The organism is Corynebacterium sp. HMSC062E11 (genome assembly GCF_001811845.1).
GTDB lineage: Bacteria > Actinomycetota > Actinomycetes > Mycobacteriales > Mycobacteriaceae > Corynebacterium > Corynebacterium hesseae.
Map to the genome: position 1 here is coordinate 1 of NZ_KV806797.1, position 22,850 is coordinate 22,850.

21 protein-coding genes are annotated in these 22,850 nt (G+C 63.9%); 7 read left to right on the forward strand and 14 right to left on the reverse strand.

Features of this window, described 5'->3' with window-relative positions:
* Positions 1–64: 64 nt before the first annotated feature.
* From HMPREF2822_RS06545 to HMPREF2822_RS06555, 3 genes are read right to left on the reverse strand one after another with little or no spacing between them, the layout of a single operon-like run.
* On the reverse strand, positions 65–2,686 hold the full coding sequence (locus HMPREF2822_RS06545) for a tetratricopeptide repeat protein (RefSeq protein ID WP_070522607.1): 2,622 nt from the start codon (positions 2,684–2,686) through the stop codon (positions 65–67).
* On the reverse strand, positions 2,686–3,777 hold the full coding sequence (locus tag HMPREF2822_RS06550; RefSeq protein WP_070522611.1) for a glutamate ABC transporter substrate-binding protein: 1,092 nt from the start codon (positions 3,775–3,777) through the stop codon (positions 2,686–2,688). Before HMPREF2822_RS06550 ends, HMPREF2822_RS06545 begins: the two co-directional genes overlap by 1 nt.
* Positions 3,777–5,213 (reverse strand): hypothetical protein, encoded by a 1,437-nt coding sequence (locus tag HMPREF2822_RS06555; protein ID WP_070522614.1) that lies wholly within the window; start codon positions 5,211–5,213, stop codon positions 3,777–3,779. The genes HMPREF2822_RS06550 and HMPREF2822_RS06555 overlap by 1 nt, the downstream gene beginning before the upstream one ends.
* A gap of 84 nt (positions 5,214–5,297) precedes the next feature.
* Here HMPREF2822_RS06555 and HMPREF2822_RS06560 point away from each other — a divergent pair, with 84 nt between their 5' ends.
* Genes HMPREF2822_RS06560 through HMPREF2822_RS06575 form a run of 4 tightly spaced genes read left to right on the forward strand, consistent with a single transcriptional unit; the run spans position 5,298 to position 8,700 of the window.
* Entirely contained in the window at positions 5,298–5,786 is a 489-nt protein-coding gene (locus HMPREF2822_RS06560) for an NUDIX domain-containing protein (protein WP_070522616.1), read from the forward strand.
* A 39-nt stretch (positions 5,787–5,825) separates the two neighbouring features.
* Positions 5,826–6,764: an ABC transporter ATP-binding protein gene (locus HMPREF2822_RS06565; protein WP_070522620.1), complete on the forward strand. Its 939-nt coding sequence runs from the start codon at positions 5,826–5,828 to the stop codon at positions 6,762–6,764.
* On the forward strand, positions 6,764–7,528 hold the full coding sequence (locus HMPREF2822_RS06570) for an ABC transporter permease (protein ID WP_070522625.1): 765 nt from the start codon (positions 6,764–6,766) through the stop codon (positions 7,526–7,528). Before HMPREF2822_RS06565 ends, HMPREF2822_RS06570 begins: the two co-directional genes overlap by 1 nt.
* Positions 7,525–8,700: a multidrug effflux MFS transporter gene (locus HMPREF2822_RS06575; protein ID WP_070522628.1), complete on the forward strand. Its 1,176-nt coding sequence runs from the start codon at positions 7,525–7,527 to the stop codon at positions 8,698–8,700. The genes HMPREF2822_RS06570 and HMPREF2822_RS06575 overlap by 4 nt, the downstream gene beginning before the upstream one ends.
* Positions 8,701–8,871: 171 nt before the next feature.
* Here the strand turns inward: HMPREF2822_RS06575 and HMPREF2822_RS06580 are convergent, their stop codons facing one another.
* The 4 genes from HMPREF2822_RS06580 to HMPREF2822_RS06595 are packed head-to-tail and all read right to left on the reverse strand — an operon-like array spanning position 8,872 to position 12,769.
* Positions 8,872–10,335: a phospholipase D-like domain-containing protein gene (locus tag HMPREF2822_RS06580; protein ID WP_070522631.1), complete on the reverse strand. Its 1,464-nt coding sequence runs from the start codon at positions 10,333–10,335 to the stop codon at positions 8,872–8,874.
* A 6-nt stretch (positions 10,336–10,341) separates the two neighbouring features.
* The gene (locus HMPREF2822_RS06585; RefSeq protein ID WP_070522635.1) at positions 10,342–11,151 is read right to left on the reverse strand and encodes an exodeoxyribonuclease III; all 810 of its coding nucleotides are present in this window, start codon (positions 11,149–11,151) and stop codon (positions 10,342–10,344) included.
* A gap of 5 nt (positions 11,152–11,156) precedes the next feature.
* Entirely contained in the window at positions 11,157–12,155 is a 999-nt protein-coding gene (locus HMPREF2822_RS06590; RefSeq protein WP_070522638.1) for an N-acetylglutamate synthase, CG3035 family, read from the reverse strand.
* Positions 12,155–12,769, reverse strand: coding sequence for a peptide deformylase (locus tag HMPREF2822_RS06595; RefSeq protein WP_070522995.1), 615 nt, complete (start codon positions 12,767–12,769; stop codon positions 12,155–12,157). The genes HMPREF2822_RS06590 and HMPREF2822_RS06595 overlap by 1 nt, the downstream gene beginning before the upstream one ends.
* A gap of 16 nt (positions 12,770–12,785) precedes the next feature.
* On the opposite strand from HMPREF2822_RS06595, the gene HMPREF2822_RS06600 reads away from it, so the two are divergent.
* Genes HMPREF2822_RS06600 through HMPREF2822_RS06610 form a run of 3 tightly spaced genes read left to right on the forward strand, consistent with a single transcriptional unit; the run spans position 12,786 to position 15,001 of the window.
* Positions 12,786–13,040 (forward strand): DUF3263 domain-containing protein, encoded by a 255-nt coding sequence (locus tag HMPREF2822_RS06600; protein ID WP_070522640.1) that lies wholly within the window; start codon positions 12,786–12,788, stop codon positions 13,038–13,040.
* Positions 13,041–13,066: 26 nt separating this feature from the next.
* A complete protein-coding gene (locus HMPREF2822_RS06605) occupies positions 13,067–13,816 on the forward strand; it encodes a LytR C-terminal domain-containing protein (RefSeq protein ID WP_070522998.1) in 750 nt (249 codons plus the stop codon).
* 48 nt (positions 13,817–13,864) lie between these two features.
* Entirely contained in the window at positions 13,865–15,001 is a 1,137-nt protein-coding gene (locus tag HMPREF2822_RS06610) for a glutamate--cysteine ligase (RefSeq protein WP_070522642.1), read from the forward strand.
* 166 nt (positions 15,002–15,167) lie between these two features.
* Here the strand turns inward: HMPREF2822_RS06610 and HMPREF2822_RS06615 are convergent, their stop codons facing one another.
* The 7 genes from HMPREF2822_RS06615 to HMPREF2822_RS06645 form a co-directional block, all read right to left on the reverse strand.
* Positions 15,168–16,391, reverse strand: a complete 1,224-nt coding sequence (locus tag HMPREF2822_RS06615) for a glycosyltransferase 87 family protein (RefSeq protein WP_070522645.1) — start codon at positions 16,389–16,391, stop codon at positions 15,168–15,170.
* A gap of 88 nt (positions 16,392–16,479) precedes the next feature.
* On the reverse strand, positions 16,480–16,860 hold the full coding sequence (locus HMPREF2822_RS06620; RefSeq protein WP_070522648.1) for a monovalent cation/H(+) antiporter subunit G: 381 nt from the start codon (positions 16,858–16,860) through the stop codon (positions 16,480–16,482).
* Positions 16,857–17,129 carry a monovalent cation/H+ antiporter complex subunit F gene (locus tag HMPREF2822_RS06625; RefSeq protein WP_010188770.1) on the reverse strand — a complete coding sequence of 91 codons (273 nt, stop codon included), beginning with the start codon at positions 17,127–17,129 and terminating at the stop codon, positions 16,857–16,859. The genes HMPREF2822_RS06620 and HMPREF2822_RS06625 overlap by 4 nt, the downstream gene beginning before the upstream one ends.
* Entirely contained in the window at positions 17,129–17,647 is a 519-nt protein-coding gene (locus HMPREF2822_RS06630; RefSeq protein WP_070522651.1) for a Na+/H+ antiporter subunit E, read from the reverse strand. Before HMPREF2822_RS06630 ends, HMPREF2822_RS06625 begins: the two co-directional genes overlap by 1 nt.
* Positions 17,644–19,440, reverse strand: a complete 1,797-nt coding sequence (locus HMPREF2822_RS06635; protein WP_070522654.1) for a Na+/H+ antiporter subunit D — start codon at positions 19,438–19,440, stop codon at positions 17,644–17,646. The genes HMPREF2822_RS06630 and HMPREF2822_RS06635 overlap by 4 nt, the downstream gene beginning before the upstream one ends.
* Positions 19,433–19,933, reverse strand: a complete 501-nt coding sequence (locus tag HMPREF2822_RS06640; RefSeq protein WP_070522657.1) for a Na(+)/H(+) antiporter subunit C — start codon at positions 19,931–19,933, stop codon at positions 19,433–19,435. Before HMPREF2822_RS06640 ends, HMPREF2822_RS06635 begins: the two co-directional genes overlap by 8 nt.
* Positions 19,933–22,848 carry a Na+/H+ antiporter subunit A gene (locus HMPREF2822_RS06645; protein ID WP_070522660.1) on the reverse strand — a complete coding sequence of 972 codons (2,916 nt, stop codon included), beginning with the start codon at positions 22,846–22,848 and terminating at the stop codon, positions 19,933–19,935. The genes HMPREF2822_RS06640 and HMPREF2822_RS06645 overlap by 1 nt, the downstream gene beginning before the upstream one ends.
* Positions 22,849–22,850 lie beyond the last annotated feature (2 nt).

Genomic DNA, 22,850 nt, shown 5'->3' on the forward strand with positions numbered 1-22,850 from the left:
CTCCGTGTCCAAAAAGTCGCTAGACATCACAGTACTAGTTCTAGGTGCCGGCGAAAGCCGGCACCTAGAACATCGTGACCGGGCGGACCTTATTGGCCAAGTCCACCAGCGCGTAGCGGTGGCGGGCGAACGGTGCCTGGCGGGCTAGTGCCCGCAAGGTATCCGCCAGGCCATAGCGCAGGCCGCGCTGGGTAAAGGGAAACTCGAAGAGATCGTTGGGGGAGGCAGCGGCGTCGAGGTCTGCCTCGCGCAAGAAGGTCAGCCCGGCGGAGATGACCGCAATCTTGATCTGCAAGAAGCGCGGCTCGTTCTGCGGAATCTCCTCCAAGCGGCGGGCGGCACGGCGGATGCGGGACTCGGAGAGATCGTGCACGATGAGCTGCAGGACCGTGGTCAAGCGGGCCATGCGGTGGTGGCGCGATGCATTGGGCACCCTATCCAAGGTGGCCACGGCGAGCTCAACCTGGTGCTCAGCGCGCAGCTGGCGGGCCAGGCCGAAGGCGGAGGAGACCGTCGTCGGGTTCGTGGCCCACACGATGCCGTAGAGGCGCAGCGAGTTGAAGCGCAGGTGGGCCGGATCATCGGTGACGTGGTCCCAGATGCCGGGCTGATCCTCGAAAGCATCGTTGGGCAGATCCGCCAGCGACGTGGTGAGGTTGGCGCAGGCGCGGGCGACGGAGGCGTCGATAAGCGCGGCTTCCGAAAAACCCAGCTGCTGCAGGATGAGCTCGTTGACCGCGCCGATGGCCAGCTTCGGGGCGGCCTCACCGGGCAGCACGTCGAGGACGTGGGCGAAATGGGCCTGAGCCTCGCGGTACTTATCCAGCAGCAGCTCGGTCACGCCCGAGTACCAGTGGAAGCGCCAGTCCTTGCCCAAGCGCTCCTCGATGGAGGTCAGCCACTCGCGTGCCTGGCCGATGTATCCCAGATCAATCATGGCGCGCACCACGCCGAGGGGAATCTCCGCGGACTCCTCGTACTCCGGAGTCTGCATGGCCTGTCGCAGGGTCTCCAAGGCTTCCTGTGGCTCGGTGTAGGAGGAACCCTGCAGCAGCGGGGCGCCGATATCGGAGCGGACGATGAGCGGGATGGGCAGCGCGGAGACCACCTCGGGGGCGGTGATGCGCACGGTGCGGTCGATGCCGTCGATGAGCTGGTCGGTGCGGAAGACCAGGTGCTTCGTGCCGAAGGTCGTACGCTGCGGGGAGAAGACAGAGTGCTGGGCCGGGTGCTGGATGCCATCGCGCAGCGCGATGACCTCACGCAGCACTCCGAAGAGCTGGTTGCGCAGCTCGGACACGGACGCGAAACGCTGCTCCGGGTCAGGATCGGTAGCGCGCAACAACAGGCGGTAGAAGGAGAGGTAGCGGCGCAGCAGCGGCTCCTCGGTAGGGGAGGGTAGGCCGGGCTTATAGACGCCATCCTCCACCGGCAGCTTCAACGTCAAGCAGGCCAGTGTGCGGCCGATGGAGTAAATATCGCTGGCCACCGAGGGGCCCTGGGTGGCGATCTCCGGGGCCTGGAAACCCTGTGTGCCATAGATGTGGCCGAAGGCGCCGATGCCGGAGACCGCGCCCAGATCGATGAGCTTGACCTGGTCCTCGGTGACGATGATGTTGGAGGGCTTCAAATCGTTGTAGACCACGCCGCGGGCGTGCAGGTAGTCCAAGGCGGGCAGGATTTCCAGGATGTAAGCAATCGCGGTATCGACCGGGAAGCGATCATTGACCTGGTCGTTGCGGCGCTGCTTGAGCGAGGGGCCGCCCACGTATTCCATGACGATGAAGCCGCCGGGCACGCGGGGGTCATCGATGAAGTTGAAAATCTTCACGATATTCGGGTGCGTGATGTCCGCGAGGAACTCGCGCTCCGCCTCCGCGGTGGCGGTTTCCTCCGCGGAATTGGTGGATTGCATGCCCTTGAGCACCACGATGCGCCCGGAGACGAAATGGTCATTGGCCAGGTAGATCCACCCCAACCCGCCATGCGCGAGCACGCCGAGGATTTCATACTGCCCGGCCACCATGTCGCCCGGCTTAAGTTGCGGCGGTGCGGCGCGGGGCGCATCCTTCGGATCGATGAGCGCCTCGCTGGGATCTACCGGGACCACGAAGGGCAAGGTGGCCATGCCATCGGCCACCTCGCGGTCGGTGCGCTTGGTGGCGCGGCGCTGGCGGAAGGTATCGAGCGCGCGGCGTCGCGAGGCCCGCGAGGGGTCCTCTGCTTTGCGACGATCACGCAGCTGCCCCAGCTCCTCGATGAGTGCCGCGATGTTATCCGAATCGACGTATTCGCCGTCGTCGGGTTTGCCCGTCGCGGTGCCGTGCGCGCCGGGGCGGTCCGCTGGGGAGAGGACGGCGCCGGTGGCACCGAGGTCCTCCTCTTCCTCGAGGTCATCCGCGAAGGGATCGAAGGGGACTGCCGCGGTGCGGTCTGAGGCTTCCGCGTTGTTGGCGCCGGGCGCTGCTGCGTTCTGGCCGCTGGATTCCGCGGGCGAGACGGTGAGGTGGTGGTCCTCCGAAAAATCGTCCTCCTCATCGGCGAAGGGATCGAAGCGCACGGCCTGGGTGGCGTCGGCAGGAGTTTCGGGCTCCACGGCTCCGGGATCTGCGGCTTCGGGCTGCGCAGTCTCGTGCTCTTCGGGCGTGAGGTGGTCGAGCTCATCCTCGCTGAAGCGGTGCGACATTAGTGCCCCTCCTTCTTCTCACCGGGCTGATTGCTGGTTGGGGAACTCGATTGCGATTCCGTCGCTGGCGGGGTCTCGTCGAGGTACTTCGGCGCCGGGAGCACGGGCTGATCCATGTAATCCCCGAGCCACTCGTTAAAGAGCTGTTGCCAGGTCCCGTCCTTGCGGATGCGCTCCAGCGTGGAGTTGACCTGGCGGATGAGCGGGCGCGAGTCATAAGAGCCATCGGGTTTGCGCACGGCTACGCCATAGCTTTGGCTTTCGAGGGGATCGCCGACGATCTCCGTGTAGCGATCCTGCGCCAGCATCCCGGAGAGCAGGGCATCATCCACCACGATGCCGTCCGTTTGCCCCAGCTGCAGCGCCATGAGGCAATCGCCCCAAGCGCGGGTCTCCAAGATATCGGAAGTAGGCGCGTGCTTGCGTATCGCGTCCACCATGGTGGAACCCTTCGTCGCGCACAAGGTCAACCCGGCGGTATCCGCGATGGAGTGAATGCCGGAGTTCTTCAGCACCAGCAAGCGGGCATCCGTTTGCATATAGGGAATGGAGAAGGCGACTTCGCGCTGGCGTGTGGGGCTGATCGTCATGGTGCGGATGACGATGTCCACCGTGCGGTCGTTGAGGGCACGCGCGCGCTCGGAAGCTTCCACGAAGCGGAAGTCCACCTTGTTGGGATCCCCAAAGATATCGCGTGCAATTTCGCGGGCGATGTCGACCTCGAAGCCGCGGACCTCGCCGGTGGCGGTATCGCGGTAGCTGAGCAGGTTATTGGAGCGGTCCACGCCCACGATGAGCCGGCCGCGCTCCAGGATCTCGGGCACGCGCTCCTTCGGCGTCTTATCGTCCGGGCGGTAGGAGCCGTAGGCTTCGGCATCGCTTTGCTTGGACACCTCACCGCTGCCGGCGGGCTCGATGATGGCATCCTCCGGTAGCGGCGGGCCCGGCGTGGAATCGAGGTTCGCGGTAGACGGCAGGATGGGATCCGGCGCGCTGGGCGGCTCCGGCTCGCAAGCGCTGAGTGCCACGGCGCTGCTGAGCACGAGCAGGGCCGCGGTCCAGGCTGGGCGTTTCGTGGTAGGGCGGCGCATCACAGGTACTCCTGCAGACGGGGACGGATTCCCAACCACACGGCGATAATCGCGCCGAAGGTAGCCAGGAGCACGCCAGTGGACACCATTGTCATGGCGTTGAGCCCCTGGACCAGGTAGGTGCGCATGGCGTCGCGGGCCTGGTCAATGAGCGCGGCCAAGGAATTATCCACGGCGTTGAAAGCACTGGCGGCGGTGGGGTCACCGTCCGGATCGATGGCGGTGGCCTGGTACAGCGCGGCATCGTAGTCACCCATGGAGAGATCCTCCATGAAGTTCTCGTGCGTAGTCGTCCAATCTTCCACTGCCTGCTTCGCGCGGGGAATCAGGGTGGGATCGGAGGAGGGGAAGTCGTCGTCGACAAGCGCCTGCTCATAGTCCCGCAGAGCCTGGTTGACGGAGTACACCGTGGAATTAAAGTGCACGGACATGTCCTGCTGGGAGGAGCGCAGAACCAAGGCGAGAGTCTCCGAGGTGCGCATCTGCTGGGCCTCGATGCGGGAGGCGGTCAGCGAGTCCCAGGGGCGCGATACCGTCTCGAAACCCTGGTGGCCCGAGGCCCACGTGGCGAAGTTGGAGGCGGAGGCCCACACCAGCGCCAGGAACAACAGGCCCGTGGCCACCACGAAACCGCGGTTGAAGCGCCGGCGGGTCAGCCGCCACAGCCACCACTGCGCCAGGCCGAGGAAGATGAGAGCGGCGACCAGACCAGATAGTGGCACCCACTGCGGGCGGGTCAGGCGCTGCTGCTGTTGGCTCACCTTTTCCGACGTCAAGGTGAACAGCTCCGCGGCGGCGGGGAGGATCTGGGTCCGCATGAGCGCTGAGGCATTGGACATATAGGAATTCGCCACGGCGTGGCCCGCGCGGTGATTGACGCGGGCCTTTTCCACGAGCGCGGTATACACCGGCAGCTTGCGTTGGATAAAGGTGACGAGCTCGCGCACGCGTTCATCCTCCGCGGAGGTGCCCACGATGGCCTCCGTGGCGGCGACGGAGGCGGCATCGATGGCCTCGTTATAGCGGTTGCGGTTCACCTCCGGCTCCACACCCGCCTGCACGAAGCCGGTGGTGGCTACGGTATCCGCCAGGGACAGGTTGGTGTAGAGGTGGTGCGCCGCATTCGACATCGGCTCGGTGGAGGTCAGCAAGGCATCCAGGTCATCGTGCCTTGAAGCCGAGGATGAAGACATGGAAAAGCCGGCTGCCGCCAGCGCGACGGTGAGGATGACGGTGACCGTAAAAAGCTTGCCGGGCGTGGTGGCCGCGAAGCTATAGAGGCGCCGGATGACGCGCGCGGGGCCGGCGAAGGAGCTCATGGCCAGCTGCGTCGGGCGGCTAAACGCGGGTCTGGCGGGCTCGGTGACTTCATCGAGCCAGTGATCGCCCCATGATTCGGGGGAGTGCTCGCGCAGTTCGGTGGCCGGGCCGGTCATTCCCTTAGGATAGCGCCCTCGACCGCGTCGCGCGATGATTTGGGGCAGGGTGGCGCGGGCTGCTTCTGACGTATCGTGGAAGGCATGTGTACACGCGTAAACCCAGAACTCTCCGGTGATGGCTGGTCTAAGGGGCCGGGCGGGGTGCCGGTATGGGGCAAGTTTGGAGCTGCTGGCCTTTTCTTGGTGGCGGGGGATGAGGTGTTGCTCCAGCACCGCGCCACGTGGACGAATAATGGCGGGACCTGGGGAATCCCGGGCGGGGCGCGGGATAAGCCGGAGTCCCCGGAGCAGGCAGCGCTGAGGGAGACGGCGGAGGAAACCGGAATCTCGGCCTCAGACGTCGAGGTGCTGGATGCGCTGGTCACCTCCGGGCCCTTCGAGGAAGGCTGGACCTATACCACGGTGTTGGCGCGGACACTTTCTGGCCGGCGCTTGGCGGTGACCGCCAATGCGGAATCCGCCGAGCTGCGCTGGGTGCCGTTTAACCAGGTAGAAGAGCTAGATCTCTTGGCTCCCTTCCGGGAAGCGCTGCCGCGGCTGCTGGAGCGCTGGGAGGAAATCAGCAGCTGATACAGGCGCGCGGCGGGAACCTGTGGCACGCTGTAGGGCATGATTGAAGTAGCCGGACTGACCAAACAGTACAAGTCTGTCCGCGCCGTCGATGACCTCACCTTCCAGGTGAAGCCGGGACAAGTGACCGGCTTTCTGGGGCCTAACGGCGCTGGAAAATCAACGACGATGCGCATGATCCTGGGCTTGGACAAGCCCACCGCTGGCACCGCCCTGGTGCACGGCAAGCCCTACCGCGAGCTGAAAAACCCGCTGCGTGAGGTGGGCGCGCTTCTCGACGCTAAAGCGGTCCACGCCAACCGCACCGCCGCCAATCACCTGACGTGGATGGCGCAGGCTAATGGCATTCCTACTTCCCGCGTCGATGAGGTGCTGGGGCTTGTGGGCTTGGCTGATGTGGCAGGCAAGAAGGCCGGCGGCTTCTCCCTCGGTATGGGCCAGCGCCTCGGTTTAGCGGCCGCCCTGTTGGGGGATCCGGGCGTGCTGATCCTGGATGAGCCGGTCAACGGCCTAGACCCGGAAGGTATTCGCTGGGTGCGCTCGCTCGTGCGGGCGCTGGCGGCGGAGGGCCGCACGGTGCTTATCTCTTCGCACCTGCTGGCGGAGATGGCGCAAACCGCGGACCACCTCGTGGTGATTGGCCGCGGAAGGCTCTTGGCTAATCAACGCACCTATGACTTTGTCAAGGAAAACTCCAGTGCCTCGGTTATCGTGCGCTCGGAGCACCTGCGCGAGTTCGGCTCGGCGCTGAAGGAAGCCGGCATCACGTATAGCGAGTCGGTTGATGAGGAGCAGCGCCGCACCTTGGTTATTCCGAACCAAACCACGGATTACGTGGGTCAGCTGGCTTACTCCACGGGTGTGCCGCTGACGGAATTGACGCTCCACCGCGCCTCGCTGGAAGAGGCCTACGTGACTATGACGGAACGCGCGGTGCAGTACCAGGCGGCGGCACCGAAGGAAGAGGTACAGCGCTAATGTTTTTCAACACTGTGCATGCGGAGTGGACGAAGCTGCGCACGACGAAGTCCTTCTGGTGGACCACGGCCCTCATCATTCTCATCGTGACCGGATGGACGCTGCTGAACTCGCTGAACGCGGGCGAGGCGGTGCTGGGCATTAGCCCGCTGCAGGAGCGGGCCTTGGCCTCCATCCTCTTGCTCATGGGCATGCCGATCATAATGATCCAGGGCGCGATGGTGGTGACCACGGAATACCGCTATAAGACGCAATCCTTGACCTTCATGACCAACCCGAAGCGCTGGACAGTGGCCTGTGCCAAGCTGCTGCTCTACGGCGTGATCGCGGCCATCATTGCTTTCTTGAGCCTGGTGTACATCTTCGTGTTGGCGGATATGACGACCAACGAATCGGCGGCGGAGGCTTTCCAGCCCTTTGCCAGCGAGGACGGCAAGTACATGCTGTGGTCCTTCCCTCTCGCGGCCTTCGGCGTGGTTGCCTTCGTGCAGGGCCTGGGCATGCTGTTGCGGCAGACCGCCGGCACGGTGGCGATTTCCCTCATCTTGTACTTGGGGTTGGAAAACATCGTGCGTGTGCTGCCGACGGTGGGCGATAAGGCCATTCACTTCATGCCCTTTACTGCCTTCCAGAACTGGGCGGTGAACTATGTAGATGAGAACGCGCCGTGGTCATCGGTAGGATTTGAGGCCCTCGTCTTCTTCGGTTGGGCCGCGGTGCTGTGGATTTTCGGCGTCATTGTGCTGGAGCAGCGCGACGCGTGATTCCTTTTCCACTCCTGGCTACATTGGCGCTGTTGTCCGCAACAGCGCCTTTTGCCACTGATATGTACTTGCCGGTGATGCCGGAGATCCTCGCCGATCTGGGCACCACCCGGGCGATGGTCCAGCTGACCATCTCAGGCTTCTTCATCGGCATGGGCGTGGGACAGCTGGTGATGGGCCCGCTTTCCGACGCCATCGGGCGCAAACGCCTCCTCATCGCCGGTGCCTGCCTCGCGCTAGTGGCCTCCGTGTTGGCGGCGCTGGCTCCGACCGCCACCGTGCTCGTGGCCGCCCGCGTGCTGCAGGGCCTCGGCGGCGGCGCGTGCGTGGTACTGGCCCGCGCGGTGGTACCTGACCTCGTGCACGGCGCGGCTGCCGCGAAGGCGTATTCGCTGCTCATGGCGCTGCAGGGCATCGCGCCGGCGGTGGCCCCAGTGCTCGGCGGTGTTCTGGCGGAGCCGCTGGGCTGGCGCGGCATCTTTTGGGTGCTCGCCGGGCTGCATGCGGTGCAGTTGGTGCTGGCGATTGCCATCGTTCCGGAAACCGCGGGTGGGCGCTCCCGCGCCGGGCTGTTCCGCACGGTGGCGGGCAACTACTGGGCGGTCCTGACCAATGCCCGGGTGTGGGGCTACCTGGTGACCATGGCCTTCGGTTTCTGCTCGATGTTCTGCTACATCGCGGCCTCGGCCTTCGTGGTGCAAGACCAGTGGGGCTTTTCGCCGCTGGGCTATTCGCTGGTTTTCGGCATCAACTCCGTGGGCCTCTTTATGGCCACGCTGGTGAATTCGCGGGCGATGGATTCGGTCTCCCCGGCGGTCATGCTGCGCATCGGTGTTTGCGGCGTTCTTGCGTGTGGGGTGTTCTTGTTGCTGGCGGTGCTGCTCGGCGCCCCGGTGTGGGCGTGCCTCCTCGTGCTCTTTGCGTGTGTGGCGCCGACCGGCTTCATCATGGGCAACGCCACCGCGCTGGCGACGGGCCTCATGCGCCCGCGCGCGGGCAGCGTGTCCGCCATCATGGGCTTTGGTCAGTCCTTGCTGGCCAGCGCCATCAGCCCGCTGATGGGATGGGGCTCAAATGCGGCGCTGACCATGGCCACCGGAATGGTGTGCTGCAGCTTCATCTCGCTGTGCGGCCTTGTGGTGTCTACGCGGCTGGCCCGCGGCGCCGCTTAGTACGCACGGCTTAGCGCACGGCGCCTTGCAAACGGCGCCCTGCAAAAGGCATCAGTCAAAGGGCGTCTTTGCCTCTGAAAACGCCTTTTGCGGGCGCTAGATGGCGTTTTTAGGACCAAAAACGCCTTTTGGTGGACGCCTTCTGGGAGATGCCTTTTGCTTTTGGTGGGTCTACTGCAGGGCGGAGGTTAGGCGCATGACGTTGTCCACGTAGCGGCGCAGCAGGCCGCGCTCGTTCCACTCCTCGAGGGTGAGCTCGTGGCAGACCTTCTTGTAATTCCTCGCCAGCTGGGTGAAATCCTCGATGAGGTCGCCCTTGGCCACCAGCATCGTTGATTCATAGTTGAGGCCGAAGGAACGCATGTCCATGTTGGAGGAACCAAACATGCACAGTGGGTCGCGCTCCGGAAGATTCGGGTCCGCCAGGATGAACTTGGAGTGCAGCACGAAGGGCTCGGGGAATTGGAAGATCCGCACGCCAGCCTCTAAGAGCGCCTGGTAGTAGGAGGACTGCGCGTGGTTGACCATGAACTGGTCCGCCTTCGCTGAAACCAGGAGCTCCACCTCGACGTCGCGGTAGCACGCGGTGGTGACCGCTTCCAAGAGGGACTCGTCCGGAACGAAGTAGGGCGAGCAAAGGATGAGCTTCTCCTTCGCGTGGTGCACCACCGAATTGAACATACGCAGGTTAGGTTCCGTGGTGTAGCCGGGACCGGAGGGGACCAGCTGGAGGTGGTTGGAGTCCGCGGTCATGGCGTCGTCATAGGGCTGCATGTCCAAGGACAGCTGCTCCTCAGATTCCAGGTACCAATCCACCGCGAACACCGAGGCCAAGGACGTCACCACAGGGCCGGTCATCTCGACCATGTAGTCGATCCATGCGCGGTCCTTCGTCTTGTATTCGCGCTTAATCATGTTCATCGAGCCCAAGAAACCCGTGTGGCCGTCGATGACCACGATCTTGCGGTGATTGCGCAGGTCCGGGCGGCGGAAGCGGCCCTTATGCAGCTGCAGCGGAAGCATGAGCCGCCAATCGACGTCTATCTCGGTGAGGCGTTTGCCCAGCGTGAAGTAACCCTTGTACTTCAGGCTGCCGATCTGATCCAGCAGCAGCTTGACCTCCACGCCGCGCTGGCGGGCACGGGCGAGGGATTGGAAGAAGACATCGGTCACCTCATCCCAGGACTGGATGTAGATTTCAATGAGCACGTATTTCTCAGCGCGGTCCACGGCCCGCGCCATGGCCAGGATGGCCTCCTCATAGGAGGCGTGCAAGCCCTTGTTATGCCCAATCAGAGCCGGGTGCCCGGTGAGGTTGCGGTTGAGCTGGATGAGGGATTCCACCTCCGGGGAGAGGCGGCCCGAGGGGTGGTTGGGGGTGGAGGCGGTGACGTCGTTAAGCAGCGCGTTGGCCTCTTGCTGGATGCGGTGGCGCCGGCGGTTGATATAGGGCGAGCCCATGAGCAAGAACAGGGGCAGGCCCACGATCGGCAGCACCAGAATGGCCAGCAGCCAAGCGGTGGAGCTAGACGGGCGGCGGCCTTCGGGGACCACGCCGATGGCGATGATTTTGATGCCGTAGTCAATGATCAGCAGCACAAGCTGCCAGACGGAGAGATCGATGTTGAGGTTCATGGCAGGCTAGCGCACCGACGCGAAATCGGGGACATCGAAATCCGCGATCAGTGGCACGTGGTCGGAGGTCTTGTCGCCGGCGCGCTCAACCATGTCCACCTGGGCACCTTGGACCAGACGTGCAAGCGGCTCGCTGGCCAGCTGGAAATCGATGCGCATGCCCTCGTTTTTCTGGAAGCGCAAGGACTTGTAATCAAAGTAGGTCCAGCGGTCTTCCTCGGTGAAGCGGCGTGTGACCTCCTCAAGCCCGGCTTCCTCCAACATCTGGAAGGCCGCGCGCTCCGGTTCGGTGACGTGCGTTTTGCCGCGGAAAAGGGACATATCCCAGACGTCCTCATCGCGCGGCGCAATGTTGAAGTCACCCGTGAGCAAGAGTTTCGACTGCGCCCGAGTCTCCGCATAGCGCGCCAAAGAGTAGAGGAAGTCCAGCTTGTAGTCGAAGTGGCGGTCCGTGATCTCGCGTCCGTTGGGAACGTAGAGGGACCAGATCTCAATCCCGCGGATGCGGGCCGATACCGCCCGAGCCTCGCGCGCTTGCTCCTTGGCGGGGTCCTTGTGGAACCCCGGCTGACCGGGGAAGAAGGTCTGGACCTCCTCCGGCTCCTCCTTAGACACAATGGCCACGCCATTCCACTGGTTCAGCCCGTGGCAGGTGACGTGGTAGCCGGCCTCCTCAAAAGGCTCGCGGGGGAACTTCGCATCCGCCACCTTGGTTTCTTGCAGGCAGAGCACGTCGATGTCGTGCTTGGCCAGAAGATCCACCGCGCGCTGCGCGCGGGTGCGAACGGAGTTGATGTTCCACGAAGCTATGCGCATGTGGTTTAGGGTACTTGAGGCAGGCGGCGGGCGTAACGGTGGCGGTGCTGCTCTAAGAAGCCGAGCTTCTCGTAGAGGCGAATGCCTGCCGTATTGTGCGCCACGACCTGCAGGTAGGCCTTCTCCGCGCCCTGTGCCTTGCCCCAGGCCAGCATGTGCGCGCCCAGCGCGGTGCCCAGGCCCTTGCGGCGCCAGCCTTCGGCCACCTCCACGGCGGAGTAACCCAGCCACACGGTGCCGTCCCCGGATTCGGTGAGCGTGCCGCGGGTAATCGCGATAGTTTCGCCCGCAGGGGAGAGGAGGCGTCCGAAGCCCATCGTGCCCTCGATGTGGCTGCGCAGGTACTCCAGCGCCAGCGGTGGCAGGGCTTGGCCGCGGAAGTGATAGAGGTTGAGCCACTCGGCATCGGGTTGCTCATCGATGACGAAGTGGACGTCGGAAAGCGCCGGCAGCTCATCCAGGTCTCGGACCATCACCAGGATTTCCGGTTCGAGCTCCCACGCTTCGGGCTGCGCCGCCACGAGCTTCTCAGCAGACTTGCCGATGCGCTCCGGGATGGCCAAACACACCGGAAGATCGTGGCGTGCATAGAAGGCTTCAATCTCATCGAAAGGCACCGGCAGGAAACCCGCAGAAGGTCCCAGCGGCACCGCCGAATTGGAGCGGCCCGTCACGCCATCGCCCGCGCGCATGAGCCACTGGCCATCAGACGTCCACGTGTGCTCCTTGCCCGGGAAGGCGGCTGCGGTGGCGACCTCGACGGCGCGGATATCGGAATTGCGGATCGTGCGCGGGGAGAGGCGCTTAATAATCTTGAGCTGCTCCGGCGGGATCTCCACTGCGTCGAGCGAAGACGGGTAGCCGCCCACCTCCTGTGGGCGGATGACCAGCGGATCTACGCTGAGCACGTGGCCAATCACATCGCTGTGCACGCCGCCGAGATCGCGCCGGGCCACCACGCGCTCGCCCACCTGGACGGCATCGGAGCGGAAGATGCGGGACATTAGTCCTCGTGCCCGAAGGGGTCTTCGTCCTCGCCCGGAACCCAGGTGAGGCCGGCCTCGGTCCAGCCGTTGCGCTTAATAGCCTTCTTGGCCTGGCGCTTGTAGCGGCCGGTAAGCACGTCGGTGTAGACGAAGCCGTCGAGGTGGCCGGTTTCGTGCTGCAGCATGCGCGCGAAGAAGCCATAGCCCTCGATGGAGATGTCCTCGCCCTTTTCATTCTTGCCGGTCACGCGGGCCCAGTCGGCGCGGCCGGTGGGGAAGCCCTCGCCCGGAACGGAGAGGCAGCCTTCGTCCTCGGAACCGTCGTCAGCCGGCATGGTCTCCGGGATCTCGGAGGTTTCCAGCACCGGGTTGATGACGCACCCGCGGCGCATGCCGCCTTCGGGCAGCTCGGTGCCATCAGGCCCGTCGGTGTCGGGGCAGTGGTAGACAAAGAGGCGCTTGTTCACGCCGATCTGGTTTGCGGCCAGGCCAACTCCGTGCGCGGCGTCCATGGTTTCGTGCATGTCCGCGATGAGCTCCTGCAGCTCGGGGGAGTCGATGGGCTCGGTGACCGGCTCGGTGGGGTTGTGGAGGACCGGGTCGCCGTGGATAACGATGGGACGAATAGTCATGGAATACAGTTTAAGCATGCATTCCCTGTCAGACCTAGACGCCGCGATTTTGGAGTTCGAGTCCCACGCCCCGCGCGATATCGGCGCCAAGGAGGAGGCCATCCGCACGCAGCTGGACATTACTCCGGTGCGCTATCACCAACGCCTCAACGTGCTGCTCGACAACCCCGCCGCGCACGCCTCCTACCCGTTGCTGGTCACCCGTTTGCGCCGGCTTCGCGACGCCCGCGAGGACATCCGGCGCGCCGCACGCGACAATGCGCCGGACTAGGGCCCGCAGATACTAGAGTGACCAATGTGACTAATGTGAATCCGGAAAACTCTGCCTCGTCCGCTGACCGCGCGCGCCACGCCGCCGAGTCCGACTCGGCCGCCGCCCCGGCCTCCGCTAGCAAGCTCCCGCTGCGTGGTGTCGCTATGGTGCTCATCGCCGTGGCCGTCATGCTCGGCATGTGGGCTCTGTACGCCATGACCTCGGATAGCTCCGAGGACACCGCCCAGGACGCGCCCGCCAACGACGCCGCCGTGTCCGGACCCGCCACCGGTGGCGCCGAGGGCGACGCCCATACCGGCGGCGCTGCGGGCGAAGCCGACAAGAATAAGGACGCCGACGAGAACGAGCGCCCGGCTGATACCGACGCCGACTCGGAGAACGCAGCTGAGGCCGGCGCTGAGCATGGTGAGAACGCCGAGGCCGGTGCACCCGCAGGCAATGCCGATCGCCCGCAGGCGGAGATCCCCGTCAACGTCTACAACAACTCCGGCCGCGTCAACTACGCCGCCGATGAGGCCGAGCGCCTCAAGGGCGAAAAGTTTAAGGTCGCCGAGGTAGGAAACATCAGCGATGATGTCCTCGTCGCACCGCAGACCACCATCTTCTTCCCGCAGGGTGATGCCGCGGCCGAGAACCTGGCTAAGGAAGTCGCCGCCCAGTACTACGGCGGCAACGTTCCGGCGGAAGCCATCGCGCCGTACCCGGCCGAGCTGACCGGGGATTACACCAAGGGCGATGCCGTCGTCGTGGTCCTCGCCGTTCCCCAAGCCTAGGGAATAAAAACTTATTAAATTCACCCTGTTGGTGGATAGGATGAATGGGTGAATATTCCGGAAGAGAACTTCGCCCGTTCGCCCGAGCCCACGCTGGGCGTTGAGTGGGAAGTTGCCCTCGTTGACCCAGTGACCTGGGATCTCGTGCCACGCGGCGCCGAGCTTATCGACGTTGTCCGCGCCTCCCACCCCTCCGTGCACCTGGAAAAGGAATTCCTCCAAAACACGGTGGAGGTGGTGACCGGGGTGTGCCGGACGGTGCCGGAGGCGATGGGGGACCTTCGGACGTCGCTCAGCGCAGTGCGTGAGGCGGCCGATTCCATGGACGTGCGCCTGTGGGCCTCGGGCGGGCACCCGTTCACGGACTTCCGGAAGAACCCCGTCTCCGCCAAGGAGAGCTATTCCGAAATCATCAACCGCACACAGTACTGGGGCCAGCAGATGCTGCTGTGGGGCACGCACGTGCACGTCGGCATCAGCCACGAGGAACGCGTGTGGCCCATCATCAACGCGCTGATGACGAAGTACCCCCACCTGCTGGCCATTTCTGCCTGCTCGCCGGGGTGGGAGGGGCTCGATACCGGCTATGCCTCCAACCGCACGATGCTCTACCAACAGCTGCCCACCGCGGGCATGCCTTACCAGTTTGAGAATTGGGAGCAGTGGCAGGCCTACATGCGGGACCAGGCTATTTCGGGGGTCATCAACCACACCGGCTCGATGCACTTCGATGTTCGCCCGGCCTCCAAGTGGGGCACGGTGGAGGTGCGCATTTCCGACGCCGCCTCCAACCTCCGCGAGCTTTCCGCCATCGTGGCGCTGACGCATTGCTTGGTGGTGCACTATGACCGCATGATCGACGCGGGCGAGCAGCTGCCGACCCTCCAGCCCTGGCACGTGGCGGAGAATAAGTGGCGCGGCGCGCGCTATGGCATGGACGCGCTGGTCATCACCTCACGCGAGACCGATGAGCGCTGGATCAAAGACGAGCTGGCGGATCTCTTGGTGGAGCTGGCCCCGCTCTCAGAAGAGCTGGGCTGTGCCCGGGAGCTGCAGCTGGTGCAGGAAATCATCGATTCTGGGGCGGGCTATGAGCGCCAGCGCCGCTTGTACGAGGAGACCGGCAGCTGGCAGAAGGTGGTCAAGGCCACCGCGGATGAGATGGAGCAGCTCTTGCCGCTCTAGCCTGAGTACCGAACGATCAATTAAGGCCCGGAAACTGATGGTTTTCCGGGCCTTAATTGATCGAAACGTCCTTTTGGGAAGCTGCCTCGCCTCGACGAGGACGTTTCGATCAAATAGTGCGCCAAAACAGGCGGGTTTTGCCCTCTTATTTGATCGAAACGTCGCCCTAGTTCTCCGCCACCGCGCGCTTGCGCGGCGCGACGAATCCCCACACCGCGTAGACGGCGATGAAGACAACGCAGGACAGCGTCCACAGCGATGTCGCCCACGGCTGGAAGGACTCGATCGCATCGAGGTTGGCCGTGGACATGGTGAACCACACCGGCACCGACATAAACGGCAGCGACACCACGAACAGGGCCGCCACGGAGGCGAGTCCGGCGAGGTGCTCGCCGAACTTTCCGGACAGGCGCGCGCTAAGCGCCTGGTTGACCGATACGAAGACCATGACCACGAAGGGGATGGTCCACACGAAGTGGTGGTACCACGAGAAGGGGGAGACCAAGCAGGTGCTCAGGCCCGTCAGCGCGAAGGCCGCCGAGCGGTTGCCACGCAGGTATGCGGTACGCAGCGCCAGGCAGGTCAGCGCAAAGATCACGATGACCGCTAGCAGCCACCAGATGCCGCCGTCGACGCCTAGAACGCGGTACATGAGCGAGCGCAGCGACTTCGCGCCGGGGTTGGCGTGCTCGCCCACGCGGGAGGAGTTGAACATGGCGTCGGTCCAAAAATCCATCGCATCGGGCACGAAGAGGAAACCGAGCACCACGGTAACCAGGAAGGTGATGACCGCCCCCGCGGCGGCCCACCAGCGCTTCTCAAAGAGCAAGGCCAGCCCCATATAGGCCGGGGTCAGCTTGATTCCCGCGGCCAAGCCGATGCCAACGCCCGGCAGGCGGCGCTTGAGCGGCAGGAAATCTAGGGCCACGAGCAGCATCAAGAATACGTTGACCTGCCCGTAGTACAGCGAGCCGTGCATCGCCTCATTCGCCGGGGTCAGGGCGGTGAGCAGCACCGCTACCAGGACGGCCGCCGGGGTCATCTTCATGCCCCGCTCACGGAAGATCATGACGATGATCGCCAACACCGCTAGGAACATGAGCGAGGGCCACATAAAGGTCAGCGCGCCCTTGCTGAAGAAGGGCAAAACCTTAAACAGCAAACCCGCAAAGGGCGGGTAGGTGAAGGGGAACTCGAAGATGTAGGGGGCGTCGTAAAGCAGGCCGCCCGCGTTGAGGTCTTCGCCCGCCATGCGGTAGATGGAGAGGTCGAAGGGGAGGATATTGATGAAGGCATGGGGCCCATCGAACTGGCTGAACTTGTACACCATCACGGCGATGCACAGCGCGAGGACAGCGCATATCGTTGGTACGCCTTGCAGCTTCTTCACGTCGACTCTCCTCGGATGACCACCTATTATTGCCTTTTGCAGCCTATATTAATTCCCCCTCATTTCCTGGGAGAAGGCGCCCGTGTCCCTACTTTCGGCGCATGGAACGCGCGGCAGGGGCCTCATTGCGCAGCATTGACTCCGGCGGGCCGTACAAGCCCTCACGGCGGGCGATGCGCGTGGTTCTTTGCGCGGTCACCGGGCTGGTGATCATGGCGAAAAGAACAAGCAGCACCAGGATGCCCAAGTCGCCGCGCTCAGCAACGCTGAAGCTCTCCGAACCCGTCACCTTGATGATGGCACCCAAAATCGTGAAGATGAGCCCGGTGGTTTGCGGTTTGGCAATGGCGTGCACGCGCGCCATCGTGTCCTTAAAACGCGCCACTCCAATCGCGGCCGCCAAGGTGAGTATCGAGCCAAGGAGAATGAGGATGATGGAGAGGATATCGGCAACTACTGCATAACTCATGAGTCCCTCTTCCTAAAGCGAGTAACGGAGACCGTCGAAATGAATCCGAGGAGCGCCACCACCAACATCGCGTTGGAGACCGTCGTGTCCAGCGTCCAACAGATGTAGGTGGCCAGGGCGCATTGGAACATGGCCACGAGCCCGTCCATCGCGATGAGCCGGTCGAGCGAGTTGGGCCCGATGACGATGCGCCACGTGGTGATGAGGAAGGCCACCACGAGGAAGCCCGCGGCCACGGTGAGCAGGATGTTATACACGTCAGTATCCATCAGGGGTGGCTCCTTTCGAAGATGGCAATCATATCGGCCTCCAGCTTGCGCACCGCGGCGATCTCACGCTCCAGGTGGGCTTCAGAATCGGCGTCGAGGAGATGGATGGTGAGCATGCGGTTCGCAATGTCGATATCGGACACCGTGCCGCCCGGCTGCAGGTTGTACAAGCTGACCGCCAGCGCCAGAACGAACTCATTCTCCACGCGCATCGGGAGCCTGACAATCGCGGTCTTCGGCACCTCCTGCGGGCGCACGGCCAGCCAGCCCACCTTGATGGAAGCTTCCATGAGCTCTATAAACCACTGCGCCATGAAGACAATCAGCTTGCCCCAGCTCACCGAAATCCCCGCCACGGGCATCGCCGGCAGCGGCAGCGCGAAGACAATGAACAGGCTGGCAATCAGCCCGCCCACCAGGTTCGCCACGGTGACTTCGCCCATGAGCATGCACCACATGACGATGATCCACACCATGAACCACGGGCGGAAGCGGTGCTTAATTCCGGAGAATCTCATCGCGAAACCTCCTTTTCTTCCTTATCCACGGAGGTGGGCAATGCAGGCGTGGCGCTTGGCGACGTCCTCGTTGTCGGCGCCACCGGCTCCGGATCCGGGAGGGGCTCGCTGCGGTTCTTCCGCGAATCGGCGCCCTCCTCGTAGCGTTCGGCGGGGTCCAAGTGCCGCGTTGGGTCCTCGGCGGAATCCCCCAGCACGGCGTAGCGGTAGATGGAGTCATCCTGCGCGGACGTCGCCGCGCGGGTGGTAACCCCGGAGATGGGGCCGGCGAGGAAGGTCATCGATACTGAAGCGATGACGAGCAGGGACGTGGAAGCCAGCATGCCGAAGGGTACGCGGCCGACATCGGCGCGCTCCTCCAATTCGACGTACTCGGTGACCTCCCCGAGCGGGGAGGGCCGCGCCATGGCGAGGTTGCCTTCGGGGGCATCCCTGCGATCACGCAGGAAGCCCTTGGCCCACACGAGGATCATGACGTAGAGGGTCAGCAGCGAAGTGAGGACAGCGCCGCCGATGAGGACCCACGACATCCAGGAACCCTCGTTCGCGCCGGCCTGAATCAACATGATCTTGCCCAGGAAGCCGGAGAAGGGCGGGATGCCGCCCAGGTTCATGGCCGGGATGAAGTACAAAATGGCGATGAGCGGTGCGGAATAAATCAGCGAGCCCAAGCGCCGCAGCGAAGAGGTGCCGGCTTGGCGCTCGATGAGGCCCACCACCAGGAAGAGCGCGGTCTGCACCAGAATGTGGTGCACAGCGTAGAAGATGGCGCCTGACAAGCCCTGCGCGGTTCCGAGGGCAACGCCAAAGATCATATAACCGATGTGGCTGACCAGCGTGAAGGACAGTAATCGTTTGATATCCGATTGGGCGATGGCACCCAAAATACCCACGAGCATCGTGGCCAGCGCGACCCACATAAGCAGGTTATCTAACCCACCAGCGGTGAAGATGGAGGTGCGCGCGCGGATGATGGCGTAGACACCGACCTTGGTGAGCAGGCCCGCGAAGACTGCGGTGACCAGCGAAGGTGCGGTGGGGTAGGAGTCCGGCAGCCAGGCGTCCAGTGGGAAGACGGCTGCCTTAATGCCAAAGGCAATGAGTAGCACGGCGAACACTGCGGAGCGGGTGCCCGCCGGGATATCTTCCATGCGGATACCAATTTGGGCCATGTTCATCGTGCCCACCGCGGCGTAGATATAAGCCAAGGCCAGCACGAAGATGAGCGAGGAGGCCATGGAGACCATGACATATCCCACGCCCGCACGCACGCGCGCAGGCGAGGCGCCGAGGGTCAGCAGCACATACGAGGCCACGAGGAAGATTTCGAAGCCCACGTAGAGGTTGAACAAATCACCGGCCAGGAAGGACACGTTTACGCCCATGGTCAGCAACATGTAGGTGGGCAGGAAGACCGCCACCGGCTCGTCCTTGGTGCCGTCGCGCACGCCCTGGGAAATGGCGTACCACATCACGGAGAACAGGACGACGGAGGAGGTAAAGAGCATGACCGTGGACAAACGGTCCGCCACCAGCGTGATGCCCACCGGTGCGTCCCAGCCGCCCACCTGCACGGTCTGAATGCCGGTGGTATCCGCGATGAAAATCAACGCGGCGTTCACCGTGGCGAGCGTGAGCAGGGAGAAGAAGGCGATGCGACGTTGCGCATGGGCATTGCGCGCAAAGAGCATCGCCAGCGCGGCGGCCAAAGCCGGGATGATGATCGGCAGGGGGATCAGGTAGCTGATATACGGCAGCAACAGATCCACCAGGGGCGAGATGGTCTCACTCATCGGTGGCCTCCTTCACGGGAGCCTCGAAGAACTCGGGGCCAAACTTATCGCCTTCCTTGGTGTTGCGGCCGGTGGTCGGGTCATTGGAAGCATCGTGGTCCGGGGCAGCCGAGGCATTGCCCGGGCGCGAGGCCATCGCCGCGATGGCGGTGTCCTCGGTGTCGTCCTCAATCACGTCCGCCGTGCGGTAACGGTACTGGCGGTAGGCCAAGGTGAGAATGAAGCCGGTCAGCGCCATCGAAATGACGATGGCCGTGAGGATCATCGCCTGAGCCAGCGGATCGGCGATTTCCTCGCCATAGGGCAGGGAAGTCCGGCCGTCGATTGGCGGCGAGCCAGCCTTACCGCCGGCCATGAGCATGAAGAGGTTCGCACCATTGCCCAGCATCAAGATGCCGAGCAGCATCTTGGTCATGGCGCGGTCTAGCAACAAGTACACCCCGGCGCCGCAGAGTACGCCCGCAGCGAGTAGGAGCATGAGGTTGGCATCCATTAGGCGCGTCCTTTCTCTGCAGTGGCAGTGGTTTCTTTCTCGTTCGCCCGGCGTGCCAGGGAGCGGGCGCGGTCGCGGGCGCGTTGCTTACGTATCTCTTCTTCCTCATCGAGCTTGGCGCCCAAGGAGGACAGGACGTAGAGCGTGAGGCCGACGACGATGAGGTAGACGCCGGCGTCGAAAATCAGCGCCGAAGGCAGGGATACATCACCGATGAGTGGCACCCCGACCTTCGTGTACCCGGTGGTCAGCGGCGGGTAGCCCAAGAGCATCGGGGTGATGACTGCGCTGAGGGAGAGCAGCAAGCCGACCGCCATGGTGCGGCCGCCGTCGAGAGGCAGCGCCTCATCGAGCTCCGCGCGCCCGCCGGCCAGGTAGCGCAGAATCAGCGCCAAGGCCGCCACGAGGCCGCCGGCAAAACCGCCGCCGGGGGCGTTGTGGCCGCCGAAGAAGAAGTACAGGGAGAGCACCATCATCGAGGGGAAGAGGATGTGGGTGCTCACGTCCACCATGAGCGAGCGGTTGAGCGCCTTCTCTGATTCCACGCCCGCGGCCAGCCAGCGGCGGCCGGTGACCTGCAAGGTCGGGCGGCGGGAGGAGCGGGTGAAACTCTGCGTGCGGTAGATCAGCGAGGCGATACCCGTCGCCGCGATGATGAGCACCGTGATTTCGCCGAAGGTATCCCACGCGCGCAGGTCCACGAGCAAGACGTTGACCGTGTTGGCGCCGTGGCCGATCTCCTTGGCCAATTCCGGCATGTACTGCGAGATGGGTTCCTCGCGCCGGGCGTTGATGGCGAACATGCCCACCACGGTGACGGCCAGGCCCACGCCCACCGCCAGCCACGCGCGCAGGCGGCCGGATTTGGGGTCCTGCTTCCACTCGGTATTCGCCGGCATGCGGCGCAGCACGAGCATGAAGAGCACCATAATGATGGTCTCCACGAGGAGCTGCGTCAGCGCCAAGTCCGGCGCGCCGTGAAGCGCAAAGATGAAGGACAAGGCGTAGCCCGTCGCGCCCACCAGGATGACGCCGGAGAGGCGGTTATCCAGCACCGTGGCGGCGATGGCGGCGATGATGATGACCACCGCTGCGATGGCCTGCCAGGGGTTCTCGGCCACGATCATGTGCACGTTGGTGAGGTCGCCGCGGATGAGCATGACGATGGGCAGCACCATGAGGGTGGCAAAGATGACCGTGAGGTTGAACTGCAGCGAACCGCGCTGCGTGGAAGCGGTGATGCGCAGGGAGAGTTGGCGCAGGGCGTTGATGACGGCGTCGTAGGAGTCATCGGCCGAGCCCAAGGCCGGGTAGGTGAACTGGGCCTTCGTGAGGGCTTGGCGCTGCCAGTGCAGGAGAGAACCGGCGACGATGATGACCACGGAGAGCAGCAACGGGATGGTGAAGCCATGCCATAGCGCTAGTTCGGACGCGTGCTTCGCGCCAAAGGTGTTGTCCAGGTGCTGCGTGATGCCGTGGGACAAAGGCAGCGGCAGCAGACCAAAGAAGATGGTCAGCAGAGTCAGTACCGTCGGCGGGATCCACAGGAAGGGGCCGATGTGGTGCATATTCGCTACCGCTTCAGAGGGCTCCTCCTGCCCCTTCGAGGAGAACGCGCCCCAGAGGAAGCGCAGCGCATAGGCCATGGTCAGCGCGGAGCCGACGACGACCGTCACGAGCAGCATGTTGCGCGGCATGCCGACCAAGAGCTCCTCGTGCATGATCGCCTCGAGCGTGGCCTCCTTGGACACGAAGCCCAGCAGCGGCGGGATACCGGCCATAGACATCGCGGGGAGGAGGGCCAGGATGTACAGCGCGGGTTTCTTCTTGCCCAGGCCCGCAAGCTTGTCGATGTCCCTCGTGCCCGCCGAGTGGTCGATGGCGCCGACGATCATGAAGAGCGCTGCTTTGAAGAGGGAGTGCGCGAAGGTCAGCGCCAGTCCTGCCTGCATGGCCTCGCGGGAGCCGATGGCGATGATGGCGGTGATAAAACCCAGCTGCGAGACGGTACCGTAGGCCAGAACCAGCTTCAGGTCGCGCTGCTTGAGCGCCATCCAGCCACCGAGCAACATGGTGAAAGCGCCAAGGGGGATGACCACGAGGTGCCAGGTAGAAATGTCATGCACCGAGGGGGCAAGGCGCGCGACGAGGTAGATGCCGGCCTTCACCATCGCCGCGGAGTGCAGGTAGGCAGAGACCGGGGTCGGCGCGGCCATGGCGCCGGGCAGCCAGAAGTGGGCCGGGGCGATGGCGGACTTGGAGAGCGCACCGCAGAGAATCAGCACGATGGCCACGGTGAGGTAGGGGGTGTTGGCGAGGTCTTCGGTGGCGGCGATACCGCTGAAAGACCACGCGCCGGTCTGGCGGCCGAGGAGGGTGATACCCACCAACATGGCGAGGCCGCCCAGAACGGTCACCATGAGGGCCTGCTGCGCTGATCGACGCGACGAGGCACGCTCGCCGTAGTAGCTCACCAAGAGGAAAGACAGCAGGGAGGTGATTTCCCAGAAGACGTAGAGCAGCAGGAAATTATCGGAAATGACCAAGCCATACATGGCCGTGGCAAAGCCCACCATCTGGCCACCGAAGAGGGCGAGGCGCCGCCGGGAATGGTCGAAATAGCCCCAGCAATAAAGCAAGACCAGCGCGCCTACTCCCAAGATGATGAGGCTGAATAACGCGGAAAGCGCGTCCATGCGGAAGCTGATATTGAGGTGCGCGGCGGGCATCCAGTTGAGGTCGTATGCCAGCTGGTTGCCGTCGCGCAGCGTTCCGGTGGTGAGCTGTTGGAGCACCCAGAAGAATCCCACCGCGGGCACGACGGCAAGGAGGCCGAAGGCGCGGCGGCCGAGATAGAAAAGGAGGAATGGAGCGGCGATGGTAGTAAGTACCAAGGCGCTGAAGAGAGTGAGCACGA

What these genes read in the sequence shown, in the direction of transcription:
- HMPREF2822_RS06545 (WP_070522607.1), bottom strand. Translation starts at nt 2,686, where the DNA reads ATGTCGCACCGCTTCAGCGAGGATGAGCTCGACCACCTCACGCCCGAA.
- HMPREF2822_RS06550 (WP_070522611.1), bottom strand. Translation starts at nt 3,777, where the DNA reads ATGCGCCGCCCTACCACGAAACGCCCAGCCTGGACCGCGGCCCTGCTC.
- HMPREF2822_RS06555 (WP_070522614.1), bottom strand. Translation starts at nt 5,213, where the DNA reads ATGACCGGCCCGGCCACCGAACTGCGCGAGCACTCCCCCGAATCATGG.
- HMPREF2822_RS06560 (WP_070522616.1), top strand. Translation starts at nt 5,298, where the DNA reads ATGTGTACACGCGTAAACCCAGAACTCTCCGGTGATGGCTGGTCTAAG.
- HMPREF2822_RS06565 (WP_070522620.1), top strand. Translation starts at nt 5,826, where the DNA reads ATGATTGAAGTAGCCGGACTGACCAAACAGTACAAGTCTGTCCGCGCC.
- HMPREF2822_RS06570 (WP_070522625.1), top strand. Translation starts at nt 6,764, where the DNA reads ATGTTTTTCAACACTGTGCATGCGGAGTGGACGAAGCTGCGCACGACG.
- HMPREF2822_RS06580 (WP_070522631.1), bottom strand. Translation starts at nt 10,335, where the DNA reads ATGAACCTCAACATCGATCTCTCCGTCTGGCAGCTTGTGCTGCTGATC.
- HMPREF2822_RS06585 (WP_070522635.1), bottom strand. Translation starts at nt 11,151, where the DNA reads ATGCGCATAGCTTCGTGGAACATCAACTCCGTTCGCACCCGCGCGCAG.
- HMPREF2822_RS06590 (WP_070522638.1), bottom strand. Translation starts at nt 12,155, where the DNA reads ATGTCCCGCATCTTCCGCTCCGATGCCGTCCAGGTGGGCGAGCGCGTG.
- HMPREF2822_RS06595 (WP_070522995.1), bottom strand. Translation starts at nt 12,769, where the DNA reads ATGACTATTCGTCCCATCGTTATCCACGGCGACCCGGTCCTCCACAAC.
- HMPREF2822_RS06600 (WP_070522640.1), top strand. Translation starts at nt 12,786, where the DNA reads ATGCATTCCCTGTCAGACCTAGACGCCGCGATTTTGGAGTTCGAGTCC.
- HMPREF2822_RS06620 (WP_070522648.1), bottom strand. Translation starts at nt 16,860, where the DNA reads ATGAGTTATGCAGTAGTTGCCGATATCCTCTCCATCATCCTCATTCTC.
- HMPREF2822_RS06625 (WP_010188770.1), bottom strand. Translation starts at nt 17,129, where the DNA reads ATGGATACTGACGTGTATAACATCCTGCTCACCGTGGCCGCGGGCTTC.
- HMPREF2822_RS06630 (WP_070522651.1), bottom strand. Translation starts at nt 17,647, where the DNA reads ATGAGATTCTCCGGAATTAAGCACCGCTTCCGCCCGTGGTTCATGGTG.
- HMPREF2822_RS06635 (WP_070522654.1), bottom strand. Translation starts at nt 19,440, where the DNA reads ATGAGTGAGACCATCTCGCCCCTGGTGGATCTGTTGCTGCCGTATATC.
- HMPREF2822_RS06640 (WP_070522657.1), bottom strand. Translation starts at nt 19,933, where the DNA reads ATGGATGCCAACCTCATGCTCCTACTCGCTGCGGGCGTACTCTGCGGC.